The organism is Streptomyces liliiviolaceus (genome assembly GCF_018070025.1).
Taxonomy (GTDB): Bacteria; Actinomycetota; Actinomycetes; order Streptomycetales; family Streptomycetaceae; genus Streptomyces; species Streptomyces liliiviolaceus.
In genome coordinates this window covers 584,497-603,182 of sequence record NZ_JAGPYQ010000001.1, presented here as the reverse complement: position 1 = coordinate 603,182, position 18,686 = coordinate 584,497, and the positions used below count along the sequence as shown (strand labels likewise).

The 18,686-nt window shown below is 71.8% G+C and carries 13 protein-coding genes and 1 tRNA gene; 6 read left to right on the top strand and 8 right to left on the bottom strand.

Going from position 1 to position 18,686, the window contains the following annotated elements:
- Window position 1: 1 nt before the first annotated feature.
- The 3 genes from J8N05_RS02565 to J8N05_RS02555 all read right to left on the bottom strand — a co-directional run bounded on the left by J8N05_RS02565 (window position 2) and on the right by J8N05_RS02555 (window position 2,773).
- Entirely contained in the window at window positions 2-973 is a 972-nt protein-coding gene (locus tag J8N05_RS02565) for a ribose-phosphate diphosphokinase (protein ID WP_210880856.1), read from the bottom strand.
- Window positions 974-1,099: 126 nt separating this feature from the next.
- Window positions 1,100-2,584 carry a bifunctional UDP-N-acetylglucosamine diphosphorylase/glucosamine-1-phosphate N-acetyltransferase GlmU gene (gene glmU / locus J8N05_RS02560; protein WP_210880855.1) on the bottom strand — a complete coding sequence of 495 codons (1,485 nt, stop codon included), beginning with the start codon at window positions 2,582-2,584 and terminating at the stop codon, window positions 1,100-1,102.
- A gap of 117 nt (window positions 2,585-2,701) precedes the next feature.
- Window positions 2,702-2,773: transfer RNA gene (locus tag J8N05_RS02555), tRNA-Gln, on the bottom strand.
- Window positions 2,774-3,032: 259 nt separating this feature from the next.
- Here J8N05_RS02555 and J8N05_RS02550 point away from each other — a divergent pair.
- The gene (locus J8N05_RS02550; RefSeq protein ID WP_210880854.1) at window positions 3,033-4,364 is read left to right on the top strand and encodes a sensor histidine kinase; all 1,332 of its coding nucleotides are present in this window, start codon (window positions 3,033-3,035) and stop codon (window positions 4,362-4,364) included.
- A 46-nt stretch (window positions 4,365-4,410) separates the two neighbouring features.
- Here the strand turns inward: J8N05_RS02550 and J8N05_RS02545 are convergent, their stop codons facing one another.
- Window positions 4,411-4,914 (bottom strand): SUKH-3 domain-containing protein, encoded by a 504-nt coding sequence (locus J8N05_RS02545; RefSeq protein ID WP_210880853.1) that lies wholly within the window; start codon window positions 4,912-4,914, stop codon window positions 4,411-4,413.
- Window positions 4,915-5,068: 154 nt separating this feature from the next.
- Complete coding sequence (locus J8N05_RS02540; protein WP_210880852.1) at window positions 5,069-5,572, bottom strand: YwqJ-related putative deaminase; 504 nt, start codon at window positions 5,570-5,572, stop codon at window positions 5,069-5,071.
- Between the two features lie 249 nt (window positions 5,573-5,821).
- On the opposite strand from J8N05_RS02540, the gene J8N05_RS02535 reads away from it, so the two are divergent.
- The 3 genes from J8N05_RS02535 to J8N05_RS02525 all read left to right on the top strand — a co-directional run bounded on the left by J8N05_RS02535 (window position 5,822) and on the right by J8N05_RS02525 (window position 10,584).
- Window positions 5,822-6,817: an SMI1/KNR4 family protein gene (locus tag J8N05_RS02535; RefSeq protein ID WP_210880851.1), complete on the top strand. Its 996-nt coding sequence runs from the start codon at window positions 5,822-5,824 to the stop codon at window positions 6,815-6,817.
- A 7-nt stretch (window positions 6,818-6,824) separates the two neighbouring features.
- Complete coding sequence (locus tag J8N05_RS02530) at window positions 6,825-9,593, top strand: SUKH-4 family immunity protein (protein ID WP_210880850.1); 2,769 nt, start codon at window positions 6,825-6,827, stop codon at window positions 9,591-9,593.
- Window positions 9,594-9,696: 103 nt separating this feature from the next.
- Window positions 9,697-10,584, top strand: coding sequence for a coiled-coil domain-containing protein (locus J8N05_RS02525; RefSeq protein ID WP_210880849.1), 888 nt, complete (start codon window positions 9,697-9,699; stop codon window positions 10,582-10,584).
- 404 nt (window positions 10,585-10,988) lie between these two features.
- Here the strand turns inward: J8N05_RS02525 and J8N05_RS02520 are convergent, their stop codons facing one another.
- The 3 genes from J8N05_RS02520 to J8N05_RS02510 form a co-directional block, all read right to left on the bottom strand.
- A complete protein-coding gene (locus J8N05_RS02520) occupies window positions 10,989-12,566 on the bottom strand; it encodes a sodium/solute symporter (RefSeq protein WP_210889973.1) in 1,578 nt (525 codons plus the stop codon).
- A 26-nt stretch (window positions 12,567-12,592) separates the two neighbouring features.
- On the bottom strand, window positions 12,593-13,060 hold the full coding sequence (locus J8N05_RS02515; protein ID WP_210880848.1) for a DUF485 domain-containing protein: 468 nt from the start codon (window positions 13,058-13,060) through the stop codon (window positions 12,593-12,595).
- A gap of 235 nt (window positions 13,061-13,295) precedes the next feature.
- Window positions 13,296-14,819 (bottom strand): MFS transporter, encoded by a 1,524-nt coding sequence (locus tag J8N05_RS02510; RefSeq protein WP_407699881.1) that lies wholly within the window; start codon window positions 14,817-14,819, stop codon window positions 13,296-13,298.
- Between the two features lie 481 nt (window positions 14,820-15,300).
- Here J8N05_RS02510 and J8N05_RS02505 point away from each other — a divergent pair, with 481 nt between their 5' ends.
- Entirely contained in the window at window positions 15,301-16,089 is a 789-nt protein-coding gene (locus J8N05_RS02505) for an ABC transporter ATP-binding protein (RefSeq protein ID WP_189769808.1), read from the top strand.
- On the top strand, window positions 16,086-18,659 hold the full coding sequence (locus J8N05_RS02500; RefSeq protein ID WP_210880847.1) for an ABC transporter permease: 2,574 nt from the start codon (window positions 16,086-16,088) through the stop codon (window positions 18,657-18,659). Before J8N05_RS02505 ends, J8N05_RS02500 begins: the two co-directional genes overlap by 4 nt.
- Window positions 18,660-18,686: the final 27 nt, after the last annotated feature.

Below are 18,686 nucleotides of genomic sequence, written 5' to 3'. Positions count from 1 at the left end.
ACTACTCGTCGAAGAGGCTCGTCACCGAACCGTCCTCGAAGACCTCGCGGACCGCGTTCGCGATCGTCGGCGCGATCGACAGGACCGTGATCTTGTCGAGCTCCAGCTCACCCGGGGTGGGCAGGGTGTCGGTGAAGACGAACTCGCTGACCTTCGAGGCCATCAGGCGGTCGGCCGCCGGACCCGAGAGCACACCGTGCGTCGCCGTCACGATGACGTCCTCCGCGCCGTGCGCGAACAGCGCGTCCGCCGCGGCACAGATCGTGCCACCGGTGTCGATCATGTCGTCGACCAGGACGCAGACACGGCCCTCGACGTCACCCACGACCTCGTGGACGGTCACCTGGTTCGCGACGTCCTTGTCGCGGCGCTTGTGGACGATCGCCAGCGGCGCGCCGAGGCGGTCGCACCAGCGGTCGGCCACCCGCACGCGGCCGGCGTCCGGGGACACGACCGTGAGCTTCGAGCGGTCCACCTTGTGGCCCACGTAGTCCGCGAGCAGCGGCAGCGCGAACAGGTGGTCCACGGGGCCGTCGAAGAAGCCCTGGATCTGGTCGGTGTGCAGATCGACCGTCAGGAGGCGGTCCGCACCGGCCGTCTTCATCATGTCGGCGACCAGACGCGCCGAGATGGGTTCACGCCCACGGTGCTTCTTGTCCTGGCGCGCGTAACCGTAGAACGGCATGATCACGGTGATGCTCCGGGCGGAGGCCCGCTTCAGAGCGTCGATCATGATCAGCTGTTCCATGATCCACTTGTTGATCGGCGCGGTGTGGCTCTGGATCAGGAAGCAGTCGGCGCCGCGGGCCGACTCCTCGTAGCGGACGTAGATCTCACCGTTGGCGAAATCGAAGGCCTTCGTCGGAACGACCCCGACACCCAACTGGTGGGCGACCTCCTCGGCAAGCTCGGGGTGGGCGCGGCCGGAGAAGAACATCAGCTTCTTCTCGCCGGTCGTCTTGATCCCGGTCACAGCACTGTCTCCTCAGAGGTGTCTCAGCCGGATGTCGAGATGAGTCGAGTTCTCAGATGCGGTCTCAGCTGGATGTGCGGGTGTGCGTCTATCACGGTACGCCGAGTCGGACCCGACCTTTTCCGGTCAGCTTTCGCCGCCGGCCTCCCGGGATGTCGCCTCCGCGGCCTTCGCGGCCGCGCTGCCGGGACGCTTGCGGGCCACCCAGCCCTCGATATTCCTTTGCTGGCCACGGGCCACGGCCAGTGAACCGGGCGGTACGTCCTTCGTGATCACGGAGCCGGCCGCGGTGTAGGCGCCGTCCCCGATGGTGACAGGAGCCACAAACATGTTGTCCGAACCCGTCTTGCAGTGCGAGCCCACCGTCGTGTGGTGCTTGGCCTCGCCGTCGTAGTTCACGAAGACGCTCGCGGCACCGATGTTCGAGTACTCGCCGATGGTCGCGTCGCCCACGTACGACAGGTGCGGGATCTTCGTTCCCTCGCCGACGGTGGCGTTCTTCGTCTCCACATACGTACCCACCTTGGCCTTCAGACCGAGGCGGGTGCCGGGGCGGAGATACGCGAAGGGGCCCACGTTCGCCTGGGGGCCGATCTCCGCGCCGTTCGCGACGGTGTTGTCCACGCGGGCGCCGGCGCCCACCGTGGTGTCGTTCAGGCGGGTGTTGGGGCCGACCTCGGCGCCCTCGCCCAGGTGCGTGGCGCCCTGGAGCTGGGTGCCGGGGTGCACGATCGCGTCCTGCTCGAAGGTGACGGTGACGTCGACCCAGGTGGAGGCCGGGTCGACGACGGTCACGCCGGCGAGCATCGCGTCGCGCAGCAGCCGGTCGTTGAGGATGCGGCGGGCCTCCGCCAGCTGCACCCGGTTGTTGATGCCGGCGATCTCGTGGTGGTCGCCCGCGACGGCGGCGCCGACGCGGTGCCCGGCCTCCCGGAGGATGCCGAGGACGTCCGTGAGGTACTCCTCGCCCTGGCTGTTGTCGGTGCGGACCTTGCCGAGCGCGTCCGCGAGGAGCTGCCCGTCGAACGCGAAGACACCGGAGTTGATCTCACGGATCGCGCGCTGGGAGTCCGAGGCGTCCTTGTGCTCGACGATCGCCGTCACGGCGCCCGAGGCGCTGTCGCGGACGATCCGGCCGTAGCCGGTGGCGTCCGGCACCTCGGCGGTCAGCACGGTGACCGCGTTGCCGTCGCCCGTGTGGGTCGCGGCGAGCTTCCGGAGGGTCGCGCCGGTGAGCAGGGGGGTGTCGCCGCAGACGACCACCACGGTGCCGTCGACGACGCCGCCCAGCTCTTCGAGGCCCATCCGTACGGCGTGCCCCGTGCCGTTCTGCTCGGCCTGTACGGCGGTCCGGACGCCGGGAGCGGTTCCGGCGAGGTGATCGGTGACCTTCTCGCGGGCGTGACCCACGACGACGACCAGGTTCTCGGGATCCAACTCGTCCGCCGCGGCGAGCACATGGCCGACGAGGGAACGGCCGCAGAGCTCGTGCAGGACCTTGGGTGTGGCCGACTTCATACGGGTGCCCTCACCCGCTGCGAGAACGACGACGGCTGCGGGTGGGGTCTCCCCTGCTCCGGAGCCGAGAGCTTGGGGAAGGTTGGCGCTCACGGATATGCCTTTCGGCTACTGGTGTCTGGGGTGCGGACATCCGCAGGATACCGGGGCGTTTCAGGAGCGACATGAGAGCGGGCCCTGACAGTGCTGTCAGGGCCCGGACGTCCACAGCTCCCCCGCCAGGACTTGAACCCGGACAGATGGCACCAAAAGCCACAGTGCTGCCAATTACACCACGGGGGATGGAAGTCGACTGAAGCCGGACATAGGGTCGGCCGTCGAGTTGGCACCCAACACTATGCCGTACCAAGGCCCTTCGATGCGACGGTACAGATCGGCACACGGGGGGCGTGTGGATCACGGAGCCGGAGTCGAACGGCGGGCGATTCTGCAGTTCGAGGGATAACGGGCCGTTTCGCTTCTGTTCGATTACGGGGAGTGGTGTAGGCCAGTACGGGAAACTCACCGGAAAAGGGGCGGGCGGCGACCGTAGGCTGGAGTCATGACCACGACGGGGGAAGACCACACCGCGGCCTTGGCGGGGCCGTGGTGGTGGGCGAGGTGGCGCAGCGCGGTGCTCGACGGGGCCCTCGCGCTGGTGTCGTCCGTGGAGTGTGCGATAGAGGGATTTCCGTTCGCGGGGGCGGCCGGGGTGCCGGTGCCCGCGGGGATGCTGTTCGGGGCCGTCGCCGGATCCGTACTGCTGTTCCGGCGGCGGTGGCCGATCGCCGTCGTGCTGGTGTCCATCGCGATCACGCCGGCCCAGATGGGGTTCCTGATGGGACTCGTCGGGCTGTACACGCTGGCGGCGTCCGAGCTGCCGCGGCGGATCATCGGGGCGCTGGCCGGGATGTCGATGGTGGGGATGCTCATCGTCACCTATGTGCGGGCGCACCAGGGGATGGTGCGCGGCGATGTGGCGCTGGGGGACTGGTTCGTCCCCTTCGTGTCGATCACGACCTCGCTCGGGATGACGGCCCCGCCGGTGCTGCTCGGGCTGTACGTGGGGGCGCGGCGGCGGCTGATGGAGAGCCTGCGGGAGCGGGCCGACTCCCTGGAGCGGGAGCTGCAGCTGCTGGCGGAGCGGGCCGAGGAGCGGGCCGAGTGGGCGCGCAACGAGGAGCGGACCCGGATCGCCCGCGAGATGCACGACGTGGTCGCGCACCGGGTGAGTCTGATGGTGGTGCACGCGGCAGCCTTGCAGGCGGTGGCCCGCAAGGATCCCGAGAAGGCCGTGAAGAACGCCTCGCTGGTGGGTGACATGGGGCGCCAGGCGCTGACCGAGCTGCGGGAGATGCTGGGGGTCCTGCGGACGGGGGACGGCTCCGCGCGGGGCGTGGGGTACGGCTCCGCGCCCGTGCAGGCCGTGCCGCTGGCGGCCGTGGGGGCTGCCGCCGCCGCAGCCGCGTCCCGGGCCGTCGAGGAGGAGTCGGACGGTCCCTGTCTGGACGATCTCGACGAACTGGTGGGGCAGTCCGCCGCCGCGGGCATGGTCGTCGATCTCTCCGTGGAGGGGGAGACACGGGTGTACGCGGCGATGGTGGAGCAGACCGCGTACCGCGTGGTGCAGGAGGCGCTCACGAACGTCCACAAGCACGCCGCGGGGGCGAAGACCCGGGTGCGGCTGGCGCATCGGGGGGCGGAGATCGCGATGCAGGTGGAGAACGGTCCGCCGCCGGAGCCGGGGGCCGCGTCCGACGCCAGGCTGCCCAGCGGGGGGAACGGCCTGCTGGGGATGAAGGAGCGGGTCGTCGGGCTCGGCGGGGTGTTCGTGTCCGGGCCGACGGACGCGGGCGGCTTCCGGGTGTCGGCGGTCATTCCGGCCGGGGGCTGAGCCCGGACCCGCCGGAGGCTGAGCCCGGACCGGCCGTGGTGCCGGCTCAGCCGGTGGTCAGGCGTACCGGTTCCCGGCCCGCGATGAGGGTGGCCAGCGCCTGGTCGATGTCGGCGCCGAGGTACCAGTCGCCCGTGTGGTCCAGGGTGTACACGCGGCCCTCCATGTCGATGGCGAGCAGGGCCCTGCTGTCGGTCTCCTCGCCGAGGGGGGCGACCTCGGTGTCCAGGGCTCTGCCCAGGTCGGCGAGGGTGCGGGCCATGTGCAGGCCGTGCAGGGGGTCCAGGTGCAGGGGGGACGAGGCGATCTGGCGGCCCGCCTCGGCCGTGCTGACGCGCAGCCCGCCGAACTCCGCCCATGCCTCCACCGCCGCCGGGAACACGGCGTGGCGGTGCCCCGCGGGGGACTCGTGGCCGCGCAGGGCGTCGGCCCAGAACTCGGCCTGCTTTATGTCCCAGCGGCCCGGTTGCCATCCGGCGTCGCGCAGCGAGGCGTCGACCTGGACGGAGAAGCGGGTGGTCGAGGTGGAGGCGGTGCGGTCGGTGTGCATCTGCCCTTCGCGATCGGTCTGAGCCGCCGTGCGGTGGTCTGGTGTCCGGTCGGCTGTTTCTGGTGGCGTCGGCGGCGCCTGTGCGCGGGTCGAAGCCCGCTGCCGGTGGCGGGGCCGCCGTCGGTTCTCCTGAGCCGTCGGTTCTCCTGAGCCGTCAGTTCTCCTGGGCCGTCGGGTCGACGATGCGTACGCCGAAGTGGGCGCTGAGCGCGGTGCAGGCGCGGCAGGGCTGCGCGAAGCAGCCGTGCAGCGGGTCGCCGTCCTCGCGGATGCGGCGGGCGGTGAGTTTGGCCTGCTTGAGGGATTTTCTGGCCTCGCCGTTGGTCATGGGTTTTCGGGTGGCGCGTTTGGAGCGGGCGGCGTCGGCGGTGGAGAGATGGCGGGAGATGAGGATCGCCTCGGCGCATCGGCCGGTGAATCGGTCGCGCTGGCCGCTGGTGAGGGTGTCGAGGAAGTCCCGCACGAGGGGGTGCAGGGGCGGCGGCTGGTCGCCGCGGCCCGCGGTGCCGGTGAGGGTGGCGCCCCGCACGGAGAGGGCGGCGGCGATGGTCGGGAGTATGCCGTCGCGCCGGTGCAGCAGGACCGGGGCGGCGGGCGCCTCACTGCTGCTCCAGCCGACCCGCGGATCCCCTGTCGTACCCGTCCGTGTCGCGCTCATCGTCCTGTTACCTCCCCTTAATGCATCCCCCGGTGCTCCGACAGAGTGCCAAACTCCGTGGCTGGTGCGGAAGCTGGGGCGGTGCGACACGCGCGGTCTTCGTCTTACCGTCACGGCTCGATGACGGCAGGTCACGGAACCGGAGGGCCCTTGGCCGGTATGGAACAGGAGGCCCGGTGACCGGTGTCGCCGCACCGCATAGGCTGTCGACATCCGCGATCCTTCATTACGCCGCAGGGGGCAACCGCCATGACGACAGGTCGGCTCGGGCAACAAGCCGCGCCGCCGAACGCGGCCTATGCCGGGCAGGTCGTGCACTTCCCGGATCCGGTGCGGGCGGCACGTCACCCCAGAGGGGTACGTGTTGACGAGGTCGGTTACCCCGACTTCTCGTTCTACGCACGTGCGGCCGCGGAGATCGCCGAACCGCCCGAGGGGTTCGGTGTCGACGAGCTGCGGCTGACCGACTACGTGTCGGCGAACGCCGCCCTGGCGGCTTCCGGACATGATCTGTGGGACACGATCCCGGCGGTGGCGACCCCGCACGGCTGGACGTGGCACCACGTGCCGCGCACGCGCCGGCTGGAGCTGGTGCCGGTCGAGGTGAAGGCGCTGCTGCGGCATCACGGCGGGCTCGCCACCGCGGTCGTCGACCAGGACAAGCGCGGCACCCGGCCGCTGCAGGAGACCCGCCCCGCGCACTTCGGACTGCCGAAGTCGTCGGTCGCCGTCACCGAGCAGCAGGTGCAGGGCGTCGAGGAGGATCTCGGCTACCGGCTGCCGGGGGCGTACCGTTCCTTCCTCAAGGCCGCCGGCGGGTGCGCCCCGGTGGGGGCCGCGCTGGACGCGGAGCTGGGGCTGCTGGTCGACCAGCCGTTCTTCACGGTGCGGGACGAGGCGGCCGTCAACGACCTCGTCTACGTCAACAAGTGCCTGCGGGACCATCTCACCAAGGACTATCTGGGAGTCGGTTTCGTGCAGGGCGGGCTGCTCGCGGTGAAGGTCAAGGGCGACCGGATCGGCTCGGTGTGGTTCTGCGCGTTCGACGACGCCCGTGACCGGGACGAGTGGCCGCCCGCGGAGCGCGTACAGCGGCTGCTGCTGCCCTGTGGTGACGACTTCGATCAGTTCCTGTCCCGGCTCGCGGGCAATCCGCCCGAGCTGGAGACGGTGGCGAACCTGATGGTGGACGGCGGTTTCGCGCGGGCGGTCCCGGTGTCCGCCGTGTCTTCGGTGGGGGAGTGAGCGTCCGATGGTGACCTTCGCGCAGGCGCAGGAGCGCGCCGAGGAATGGATCAACGCAGACGTGCCCGGCTACCAGCACCGCGAGGTGCGGGTCCGGGAGTTCGAACTCGGCTTCGTGGTGTGGGCGGAGGACCGGGCCGAGGGCCCGCGTTCCGACGGCGGCGCCCAGCGGCTCGTCATCGCGCGCGACAGCGGGGAGGCCACCCTGTGGCCCTCGCTGCCGGTGGGCGAGGTGATCCGCCGGTACGAGGAGGAGTACGGCGTGTCGGCGGCGGCGCCCGATCCGGCGCCCGCGCCGCCCGCGCGTGTGGACCTCAACCAGACGTCGTTCCTGCTGACTCCGCCGGAGTGGCTGCAGGAGGCCGCGGACCGGATGGGCATCCCGGACCGCCGGGACGCCACGTCCGGCGGGGCTGCGGCCCGGCCGTCGGACGGCGCCGGGTCGCGGCCCGCCGCCGAGGTCAGTGACGCGGTTCCCGCCGCCCCTGCCGCTCCTCCGGTCGACGCCGTTCCTCCGTCCGACGCGGTTCCCGCAGCTCCTTCGGCCCCTGCCGCTCACAGCGGTTCCGTGGGTCCGCTGCCCGAGACCCTGCCGGGGCCGCCCGCCGCTTCGCCGGCGCCCGCCGCTCCGAGCGGTGGCACGGCGTGGCCCGCCGCCGGAGGGGGCGCTCCCGGTTCCGCCGCGGTGCCCGCCGACGCGACTCCGTGGGCCGGTACGGACACCAACGCCGAGGCGGGGGACGACCGTTCCGTACCGCTGCCGGCGACGGTGTACGCGCCGCAGATCCGCGACGTCGGACCCGGTGGCCCGCCGCCCGAGGCGGAGCCCGAGGCCAGGACCAAGCTGATCTCTGGCGGCAGCCAGCTGCCGCGCACGAGCGTCTCGCCCGCCCTCGGAGATCCGGCGCCGCCCGCGGTCCCGCAGGGCCCGGGTACGCCTCCTCCGGGCGCTCCCTCCTACGGGTATCCGCAGGGCGCTCCGCAGCCGCCCGCCGGCGACGCTCCGCAGCAGCCGCCCGCGCCGAGTGCGCCGGGCCGGCCGCTGCCGCCGGGCGCCGGTGACATCGCGGACGCGGCGACCAGCAAGGCGCAGGGCCCGCCGCGTGGCGCGCGGGGCGCGAACGCGCCGGGTACGCCGCCGCCTCCCGGGGTGCCCGGTACGCCGGGTGCGCGGCCGGGCGGTCCGGCTCCGGGCGGTCCTCCCGCCGGCGGTCCCGCTCCCGCGTCCGGGCCCGGTGCGCCGGGCGTACCGGCCGGTGGCTACGTACCGACGCAGTTCGTCTCGCAGCTCGGCCCGGACGGGCCGGAGGTGCCGGGTGCGCAGGGCGGTCCGGGTGGTCCCGGCGGTCCGGGTGCCCCCCAGCCTCCGGGTGCGCCCGGTGCTCCCGGCGCGCCCAACCCCCCGGGCTCGCCCGGTGGTTCTTCCGGTGGTTCCGGTGGTGTGCACCATGCCGCGACCGTGCTCGCCGGGCCCGCGGTCGGCGGCCCCGGTGCTCCGCAGCCTCCGGGCGCTCCCGGTGCGCCCGGTGCCCCGGGTGCTCCCGGCGCTCCGGGTGGCCCCGGCACTCCGGGGGGTACGCCGCCCGGTGGTGTGCACCATGCCGCGACCATGCTGGCCGGTCCGCCGGTCGGCGGGCCGGGTACGGCTCCGCCGCCGCCCCCCGCGCCCGGTGCGCCCGGTATGCCGCCGCCCGCCCCGAACCAGGCCGGCCGGCCGCCGTTCCCGGGACAGCAGCAGCCGTTCCCGGGCCAGCCGGGCCCCGGCCAGCAGCCGCCGGCCTACGGCTATCCGCAGCAGGGGCAGCCCACGGTCGGCCCCGGCTACCAGGCGGTGCTGCGCTACCGCGCCCAGGACGGCAGCGAACAGCAGCTGATCCGGCGGTCCGCGCCCGGCACCCCGCACCCGGAGTGGCAGATCCTGCACGAGCTGCGGGCGATGAACGTGCCGCCGCAGCAGGTGCTCGAACTGCACACGGAGCTGGAGTCCTGCGAGCTGCCGGGCGCGTACTGCGCGCGGATGATCCGGGAGAGCTGGCCGCAGGCGCGGATCACGAGCATCGCCTCGTACGGCACCGACCATGCGAGCCGTCAGCAGGGCATGGCCCAACTGCTCGCCCATCAGGGTGAGTTGCACCAGGTCGCGGACGGTCCCGCGCGGCCCGGACCCGTACGGGCGCCGTTGCCGCCGGTGCAGTCCGCGCCGCCGATCCCGCCGGAGGCCATCGGGCAGGAGCTGGCGGCGGCCTTCGGGCCCGGTCTGTTCCGGTTCGACCAGGCCGCGGTCTCCCGGCAGGGCGTACCGCCGATCGTGGCGCACACCCTGGTGGTGGCCGGGCTGCCCGTCGACATGAACCCGTTCTTCTGGGCGCAGGCCCAGCCGGGCCGCCCGGTGCCCACGCTCGCCGAACTGGCGCAGGAGCGTGGCATCCAGCCGGGCGCCGACGCGGGCTCGTACCTCGTCATGGGCAGTGACTTCGGCAAGGCGATCTGCGTCCAGTACGGGACCGCGAACATCGTGGCCGTGCCGGTGGAGGCGGGCCCGGGCGGTGCTCCCGTACCGCCGCAGTTCGTGAACACGGGGCTGCCCGAGTTCGCGCGCAGCCTCGCGCTGCTGGGCCGTATGTGGCGTCTTCGCTTCGGGCTCAACCAGGAGCAGGCGGGGCGCTGGACCGTCGATTTCCAGGCGCAGTTGGCCGCGATCGATCCGGCGGCCCTCGGGTCGCCGGAGAGCTGGTGGTCGGTGCTGCTGGAGCAGATGTGGGACGGGCTGCTCTGACGGACCCTCACTGAAACCGGCCGGATCCGGCCGGATCCGGGTGGCGGAATGCGCGGAGTGTCGCGTTATGAACACTTCCGTCTGATCCATCAGGATGAGCGGCATGAGCAGCTCATCGGTGTCGTTTCAGGGCTTCGAGGCCGTGCGGGGGCGTGGTTACCGCCCCGCGCAGGTCGACGCGTACGCCGCGGCGCTCTCGGAGGGGCGCGACGCCGCCTGGGAGCGGGCCGCGCGGCTGACCGTGCTGGCCAGGGAGATGGAGTCCGAGGCGCTACGGCTGCGCGAGGTCGTGACGGGGCTCGTCCCCCAGACGTACGAGACGCTCGGCGACCGGGCCCGGCGGCTCTTCGAACTGGGCGAGGAGGAGGCCGCGGAGCTGCGCGAGGACGCCGTGCGGCAGGCGCGCCGGACCGTCGACGAGGCGCGGGCGGCGGCCGACCGGGTGAGCGAGGCCGCGCGGGCGGACGCCGACGAGGTGCGCGGCGAGGCCGACGACCGGGCCCGGCACCGGCTGCTGGCCGCGCAGGCCGAGGCCGACGAGATGCGGATCTCCGCGCGGCGCGAGGTGAAGGAGGGCCGTGGTGAGGCCCTCGTCGCGCTGCGCGAGACGCGGCGGCGCGGGGAGGACCTCGTCGCCGACCAGGAGAAGGAGCACACCGAACGCTGGGAGCGGGCCGGGCGCGAGGCCGCCGAGCGGGAGGCCGCGCTCGACGCGCGCCACGAGGAACTTGTCGCGCGCGCGGAGGAGAGTGTGGCCGCGGCGGGTCGGGAGCTGGCCTCCGCGCGGGAGGCGGGGCGCCACCTCCAGGAGGACGCGGACGCCCGCGCCGCGGAGCTCCTCGCGGAGGCCCGGGTCCGGGAGGAGCGGGTGGCCCGCGAGACGGAACGGGTCCTGCGGGAGCACGGCGAGCGGTGGGACGAGGTGCAGACGCACATGGACCATGTCCGCAGCAGCCTCGCTGCGCTGACGGGGCGCGCGACGGCGGAGTAGCCCCACCGGGCCGGGGCCGGCTGCGCCGGTGGGGGGCGGGCCCAAAGGATTGCGCAGTTCCCCGCGCCCCTGAGGACGGACGGTGGGATGTCGTGTGCGGGTGGGTGGGGGCTTGTCGCGCAGTTCCTCGCGCCCCTGGAATGTGCGGGCCGGTGGGGGTTGGCCGCGCAGTTCCCCGCGCCCCTGAAGGCGGGGCTTCGCCCTCGCCCCCTAGGGGCGCGAGGAACTGCGCGCTCAGCCCCCACCGGCCCGCACAAAACAACGCACCGTCCACCCCTCGCCCCTTAGGGGCGCGGGGAACTGCGCGGCCAACCCCCACCCGCCCGCACATAACAACGCACCGTTCGCCCCTCCCCTTAGGGGCGCGGGGAACTGCGCAACACGCCCCCCCGGCCCCCCGGAGGTCACTCCTTACGGGTGGCGCCCGCCAGGATCCAGCTTTCCACCGACTCGTACCGGCGCCGGTGTTCCTCCCCCGCCCGCCGCCCCGAGGCGACCGTGCCGAGCCAGCCGAGGGCGAAGCCCAGGGGGATGGAGACGATGCCGGTCGTGGTGAACGGGAACCACGTGAAGTCGTGGTCGGGGAACGCCGAGATGGGCGACCCGGACACCAGATTCGTACCGGTCATCAGGATCAGCGTGCCCACCGAGCCGCCGATCAGCGTGCACAGCAGCCCGCCCCGGGTGTAGCGCCGCCAGAACAGGCTGTAGACCAGCGCGGGCGCGATCGCCGAGGCGCCCAGGCAGAACGACAGCGTGACCAGCGGCTGCAGGCTGTGGTGCTGGACGAGCGTGGCCAGCACGATCGCCGGAATACCGACGGCCGCCGCGGACGCCCGCGCCAGCGTCATCTCCCGGCGCGGGGTGAGCTGTTCCTTGCGGTGGGCGAAGACGTCGTGGGCGAGGGAGTTGGCGCAGGCGAGGATCATGCCGGCGACGGAGGCGAGCAGCGTCAGGAAGAGCGCGGCGGTGACGGTCGTGAAGAGGAACGTCTCCGCGGTGGAGACGTCCGCCCCGAACGCGGCCCGGGAGCCCAGCAGATACGCCGTGTTGCCCTGCGGGTCCGCGCCCGCGATGGCCTCACGCCCGATCAGCGCCGTCGCGCCGAAGCCGACGACCGTGATGACGAGGACGAACAGGGCCACGGCCGGTACCGCCCAGGACATCGAGCGGCGCACCTGACGGGCGCTGCCCGCCGTGTACATGCGCATGGTGATGTGCGGCAGACAGGCCCCGCCCAGCACCACGGTGAGCTGGGCGCTGATCATGTCGAGGCGTGGGTTGGGTCCGGCCGAGAACTGCAGGCCGGAGCTGAGGAACGCGGACCCGGCCCCGCTGTTCCGCGCCGCCTGGCCGAACAGGTCGCCCAGGCTCCAGTCGAACCTGTGCAGGATGAGCAGGGCGACGACGGCGCCGGAGCCGAGCAGCATCACGATCTTCAGGATCTGGATCAGCGCGGTGCCCTTCATACCGCCGATCGCCGCGTAGCTGATCATCAGGATGCCGAGGCCGATGATGCAGCCCGTCTTCAGGCCCTCGCTGGAGAAGCCGAGGATGAAGGCGAGCAGGTCACCGGTGCCCGCCAACTGCACGAGCATCAGCGGGAGCAGCGCGGTCAGCGTCGCCGCGCACGCCGCGATCCGTACCGCCCGGCCCGGCATCCGGCGGGCCAGGGCGTCGCCCATGGTGAACCGGCCCGCGTTGCGCAGGGGTTCGGCCAGCAGGAACATCAGGAGCATGAGGGACAGGGCGGTGCTCAGGGCGAGTACGACACCGTCGTGGCCGAAGAGCGCGATCACGCCGCCGGTGCCGAGGACGGTGGCGGCGGAGATGTAGTCACCGGCGATGGCGAGGCCGTTGCGCATGGGGGAGAGGCTGCCGTAGCCGGTGTAGAACTCGTCGAGGTCGTCCCGGTCGGGGCCGGTCATCACACAGAGCAGCAGGGTGATGGTGGCCACGACGGTGAACGCCACCAGGGACATCGCCTGGGCGGAGTTGCTGAAGCCGGTCACGGGCGCACCTCCGCGCGCCTGGTGTCCAGCTCGGCCTGCTTTCTGAGCCGCTCGGCGATCGGGTCGACGGTCCTGCGGGCGGTGTACTCGTACAGTCCGATCGCCGCGCCGGTGACGGGGACCTGGATCAGGCCGAGGAGCAGGCCGACGGTCAGGCCGTCGGTCACCTCGTCCCTCATCAGCGAGGGCGCGAACGCCGACAGGACGAGGAACAGCGTGAAGTAGCCGAGCGCGGTCAGGGTCGCCACCCGCCGCTGCAACCGGTACGCGGAGCGCAGCACCCGGATGTCGCTGTGCTGTCCGAGCGTGCTGTGCCGGGGCCGGTGCGGCCCGGCGGGTCCGGGCTCCGGCTGCGGCTGGGGCGCCCAGGGATAGGTGGAGTAGGACTGCGAAGAGCTGTACTGCGGTTGGTGCGGCGGACGGTGCGGTGGAACGGGGTACGACGGGGACGTGTCGTATGACATCCCGGTTCTCCTTGCGTGGCTCGGGCCCGAAACGGACCGCAGGGAGCGGGGGGTGGAGCGACGACGCACGTTACTCGCAGGTAGCCGAGCGACGCGAGGGTTTTGACAAACTGATTGGTCGGTATGCGCTTACTTCGCTGACCTGGGGTGTTACCCGCGTTAACCTCTTTACGTCCGCTTCCGAGGTGTCCACGTGCGGCCGGAGGGACCCGCGCCTCCGGATCGCCGGATGTCCTCAGTCCCCGGGGCTCTTCAGTACCGGGAAGCGGCGCGGGGCCACGAACAGCAGGACCAGGAAGGCGAGTGCCGCCGCGCAGGCCGCGCCGAAGTAGACGGCGTGGACCGCCTCCGCGACCGCCCGGCGTACGTGCTCGGCCGGTGCGCCCGACTCCAGGGACGCGGTCACCGAGTCCAGGTCGCCCGCGCCGCCCAGCCGGGAGGCCAGCACGCCGTTGGCGACCGCGCCGAAGAGCGCGGCGCCGACCGTCTGGCCGGTCTGCCGGCAGAAGAGTACGGACGCGGTGGTCGTCCCGCGTTCCGCCCAGTCGACGGTCGACTGGACCCCGATGAGCAGGGGCAGTTGGAAGAGGCCGAGCGCCCCGCCGAGCAGGAGCATCAGGACGGCGGGCTGCCAGGCCGCGCCGGGATACGGCAGGAACGGGAAGGCGAACAGGATCAGCGTGGCCGTGCCGATGCCGAGCATCGCCGTGCTGCGGAAGCCGATGCGCCGGTACACGTGCTGGCTGAGGGCCGCCGACACCGGCCAGCTCAACGTCCATACGGAGAGCACGAATCCGGCGGCGACGGGAGTGAGCCCCAGCACCGACTGCGCGTACGTGGGCAGGAAGACGGTCGGGGCGACCATCAGCAGGCCCAGCGCGCCGAGCGCGAGGTTCACGGCGGCGATGGTGCGGCGGCGCCAGACCCAGCCGGGGATGATCGGTTCGGCGGCCCGGCGTTCGACGAGCACGAGGACGCCGATGAGCGCGACTCCCGTACCGAACAGCGCTGTTGACGGCGCAGACAGCCACGGCCAGGCCACCCCGCCCTGCACCAGGGCCGTCAGGAGTACGCCGCCGCAGGCGAAGACGGTGAGCGCGCCCGCCCAGTCGATGCGCGGGCGGCGCGCGGGGGCGGCCCGTTCGGGCTCGTGGAGGTGGCGGACCAGCAGCCACAGGGCGACCGCGCCGAGCGGCAGGTTGATGAGGAAGATCCAGCGCCAGTCGGCGTACGAGGCGAGCAGCCCGCCGATCGCCGGGCCCGCGATCGCCGAGGTCGCCCACACCGTGGACAGCTTCGCCTGTATCTTCGGGCGCTGCTTGAGCGGGTAGAGGTCGGCGGCGAGCGTCTGGACCGTGCCCTGGAGGGCGCCGCCGCCGAGGCCCTGGACGATACGGAACGCGATCAGCGCGGCCATGTTCCAGGCGAGCGCGCAGAGCAGGGAGCCGAGCAGGAAGAGGATCGAACCGGCGATCAGGACCGGTTTGCGGCCGAAGGTGTCGGAGAGCTTGCCGTAGACGGGCAGGGTGACGGTCACCGCGAGCAGATAGCCGGAGAACAGCCAGGAGAAGACGGAGAAGCCGCCGAGGTCGCCGACGATCTGCGGGACGGCGGTCGACACGATCGTGGAGTCGAGCGCGGCCAGACCCATGCAGAGCATGAGGGAGGCGACGACGGCCCTGCGGTTCCCGGCCCCGGCCCGTGCCCTGGCGGGCCCGTCCTCCGTGACCGCCGGTATCTCGGTGTCCCCCTGGCCCACAGGATTCCTTCCCCTTGCACCTATCTGCCGTGGCCACTCTCCCACTTGCGCCCCACGTCGCGGGAGGGCGGATGCTCGAAGGGCCGGAAGGTGGAGGCATCCCCGAGGAGGACTCCACCGACGGGTGGACAGCCCCTAGGGGAACCTCCGTACTACGGCTCGGGGAGGGTTCGTCCCGGCGGAGGACGAGACGGTAGGCGTGCCGTCCTTAACCTGGCTTTATGCCGCTGAGGGTGCCGCCGCGGGCGGTACTCAGGGCGGTGCCGGGGGCGGTGTCCCGCACCTTCGGGGGTGGGGTTTTCCCCAGCAGAAGACTGCGCTGGGCACCAGCGCGGGGGACCGCCCTCCACCACCAGACTTATGGCTGTGACCGGGCGGCGTGACCGCACCGCCGCACCGCACGACAACCGCAGCACGCGGGCACTGCAAGACAACCGCAGACCGTCACTGTCCTGACAGCGACCGACTTAGGAGACATACCGTGACATCGGCTGTAACCATTCCCAGGCACGGGGGCACTGGAGAGCGTACGGCCGTTGCCGCGCGGGCACGGCAGGTCGTCAAGGCGTACGGGTCCGGGGAGACCCGGGTCGTCGCCCTGGACCAGGTCGACGTGGACATCGCGCGGGGCCGGTTCACCGCGATCATGGGCCCCTCGGGGTCCGGCAAGTCCACCCTGATGCACTGCCTCGCCGGCCTCGACACCGTCTCCGCCGGAAAGATCTACCTGGACGAGACCGAGATCACCGGCCTCAAGGACAAGAAGCTCACGCAGCTGCGCCGGGACCGGATCGGCTTCATCTTCCAGGCGTTCAACCTGCTGCCGACACTGAGCGCCCTGGAGAACATCACGCTCCCGATGGACATCGCGGGCCGCAAGCCCGACAAGGCGTGGCTGGCCCAGGTCGTCGAGACGGTCGGCCTCGCCTCCCGGCTCAAGCACCGGCCGAACCAGCTCTCCGGCGGCCAGCAGCAGCGCGTCGCCGTGGCCCGCGCCCTGGCCGCCCGGCCCGAGATCATCTTCGGTGACGAGCCCACCGGGAACCTCGACTCCCGCGCCGGCGCCGAGGTACTGGGCTTCCTGCGCCGCTCGGTCGACGAACTCGGCCAGACCATCGTGATGGTGACGCACGACCCGGTCGCCGCCTCCTACGCGGACCGCGTGCTGTACCTGGCCGACGGCCGGATCGTCGACGAGATGCTCCGGCCGACCGCCGACGCCGTTCTCGACCGCATGAAGGACTTCGACGCCCGGGGGCGCACGTCATGACCGTCTTCAAGACCTCGATGCGCAACTTCTTCGCGCACAAGGGACGCATGGCCCTGTCGGCCGTCGCCGTCCTGCTGTCGGTGGCGTTCGTGTGCGGCACGCTCGTCTTCACCGACACCATGAACACCACCTTCGACAAGCTCTTCGCGACGACCTCGTCCGACGTCACGGTCTCGCCCAAGGGCGCCGAGGCCGACGACACCCCGCAGAACGGCAAGCCGGAATCGCTGCCCGCCTCGGCCGTCGAGCGGACGCGGAAGGCGGAGGGCGTCAAGTCCGCCGAGGGCGCGGTCAGTTCGATGAACGTGACCGTCGTGAACAGCGACAACAAGAACATGGGGTCCAGCACCGGCGCCCCGACGATCGCGGGCAACTGGACGAAGAACGACCTGCGTTCGATGGAGATCACCTCCGGGCACGCCCCGCGCGGACCCACCGAGGTGATGGTCGACGCCGACACCGTGGACAAGCACCACCTCAAGATGGGTGACGAGCTGCGCACCATAGCCGTCACCGGTGACTTCAAGGCGAAGATCGTCGGTATCGCCACCTTCAAGATCACCAACCCCGGCGCGGCCGTCGTCTACTACGACACCGCCACCGCGCAGCGCGAACTGCTCGGCGCCACCGGCCGGTTCACCCAGATCAACGTCACGGCCGCCGCCGGCGTGACCGACGCCCGGCTCAAGCAGAACGTGACCGCGCAGCTCACCGCCGCCGACGGGACGTTCAAGGTCCAGACGCAGAAGGAGTACTCGGACGAGAGCCGCGAAGGCATCGGCGAGTTCATGAACGTCATCAAGTACGCCATGCTCGGCTTCGCCGGAATCGCCTTCCTCGTCGGCATCTTCCTCATCATCAACACCTTCTCGATGCTCGTCGCCCAGCGCACCCGGGAGATCGGCCTGATGCGGGCCATCGGCTCCTCCCGCAAGCAGGTCAACCGGTCCGTGCTCATCGAGGCGCTGTTCCTCGGCATCGTCGGCTCGATCCTGGGCGTCGCCGCCGGTGTCGGCATCGCGGTCGGCCTCATGAAGCTCATGTCGATGGCGGGCATGAACCTCTCCACCGCCGACCTGACGGTCAAGGCCGCGACCCCGGTCATCGGCCTGGTCCTCGGCGTCGTCGTCACCGTCCTCGCCGCCTACCTGCCCGCCCGCCGGGCCGGCAAGGTCTCCCCGATGGCCGCACTGCGCGACGCCGGTACGCCGGCCGACGGCAAGGCCGGCTGGATCCGCGGCCTCATCGGCCTGGTCCTCACCGGTGCCGGCGGCGCCGCCCTCTTCACGGCGGCCGGCGCCGACAAGGCCGGCGACGGCGCGTCGATGCTCGGCATCGGTGTGGTGCTCTCGCTGATCGGGCTCGTCATCATCGGCCCGGTCCTCGCGGGCGGCGTGGTCCGCGTCCTCAGCGCGGTCCTGCTGCGCGGCTTCGGCCCCGTCGGACGCCTCGCCGAACGCAACGCGCTGCGCAACCCGCGCCGTACCGGCGCCACCGGAGCGGCCCTGATGATCGGCCTCGCGCTGGTCGCCTGCCTCTCCGTGGTCGGCTCCTCCATGGTCGCCTCCGCGACGGAGGAACTCGACAAGTCGGTGGGCACGGACTTCATCGTCCAGGGCAACCAGCGGATCGTCCCGCAGGCCCAGAAGGCCATCGAGGACACGCCCGGCCTGGAGCACGTCACCAGCTACAAGATCGTCGATGCGAAGCTGACCTCGCCCGACGGGAAGACCGAGGACACCGACGTCACGGCCGCCGACCCCACGTACGCGAGCGACCTGCGCCGCGAGACGCTCTCCGGCGAGCTGTCGGCGGCGTACGGCAAGGACGCCATGTCGGTCGGCTCCGACTACGCCAAGAAGCACGGCGTGAAGGTCGGCGACACGATGACCGTCGCCTTCAAGGGAGCACGGACCGCGAAGCTGAAGGTCGCCGCGATCACGGACGACGACACGGCCCTCGACAAGGGTTCGCGCTACCTCAGCATCACCACGCTGAAGAGTTACGTCCCGGCCGACAAGATGCCGCCGAACGACATGATGTTCGCCACCGCCGAGGACGGCCAGGAGAAGACGGCGTACGCGTCGCTCAAGAAGTCCCTGGACGCCTACCCGCAGTACCAGGTCCGTGACCAGACCGACTACAAGGAGGAGCTCAAGGACCAGATCGGCCAGCTCCTGAACATGGTCTACGGCCTGCTGGCCCTCGCGATCATCGTGGCGGTCCTGGGCGTCGTGAACACCCTGGCCCTCTCGGTCGTCGAGCGGACCCGCGAGATCGGCCTGATGCGCGCCATCGGCCTCTCCCGCCGCCAGCTGCGCCGCATGATCCGCCTGGAGTCGGTCGTCATCGCCCTCTTCGGAGCGCTGCTCGGCCTCGGCCTGGGCATGGGCTGGGGCGCCACCGCCCAGCAGCTCCTCGCCCTGGAGGGCCTGAAGGTCCTCGACATCCCCTGGCCGACGATCATCGGAGTCTTCATCGGCTCGGCGTTCGTGGGGCTGTTCGCGGCGCTGGTCCCCGCGTTCAGGGCGGGCCGGATGAACGTCCTGAACGCGATCGCGACGGATTAGCTGCCGCCGGGCCGCTGCGCTGCTTGA

Bases quoted from the DNA above. Each gene is read 5' to 3' on its own strand.
- J8N05_RS02520 (WP_210889973.1), bottom strand. From the start codon at position 12,566: ATGTCCCTGGTGGCGTTCACCGTCGTGGCCACCATCACCCTGCTGCTC.
- J8N05_RS02530 (WP_210880850.1), top strand. From the start codon at position 6,825: ATGGTGACCTTCGCGCAGGCGCAGGAGCGCGCCGAGGAATGGATCAAC.
- J8N05_RS02535 (WP_210880851.1), top strand. From the start codon at position 5,822: ATGACGACAGGTCGGCTCGGGCAACAAGCCGCGCCGCCGAACGCGGCC.
- J8N05_RS02550 (WP_210880854.1), top strand. From the start codon at position 3,033: ATGACCACGACGGGGGAAGACCACACCGCGGCCTTGGCGGGGCCGTGG.
- J8N05_RS02545 (WP_210880853.1), bottom strand. From the start codon at position 4,914: ATGCACACCGACCGCACCGCCTCCACCTCGACCACCCGCTTCTCCGTC.
- J8N05_RS02525 (WP_210880849.1), top strand. From the start codon at position 9,697: ATGAGCAGCTCATCGGTGTCGTTTCAGGGCTTCGAGGCCGTGCGGGGG.
- J8N05_RS02500 (WP_210880847.1), top strand. From the start codon at position 16,086: ATGACCGTCTTCAAGACCTCGATGCGCAACTTCTTCGCGCACAAGGGA.
- J8N05_RS02540 (WP_210880852.1), bottom strand. From the start codon at position 5,572: ATGAGCGCGACACGGACGGGTACGACAGGGGATCCGCGGGTCGGCTGG.
- J8N05_RS02515 (WP_210880848.1), bottom strand. From the start codon at position 13,060: ATGTCATACGACACGTCCCCGTCGTACCCCGTTCCACCGCACCGTCCG.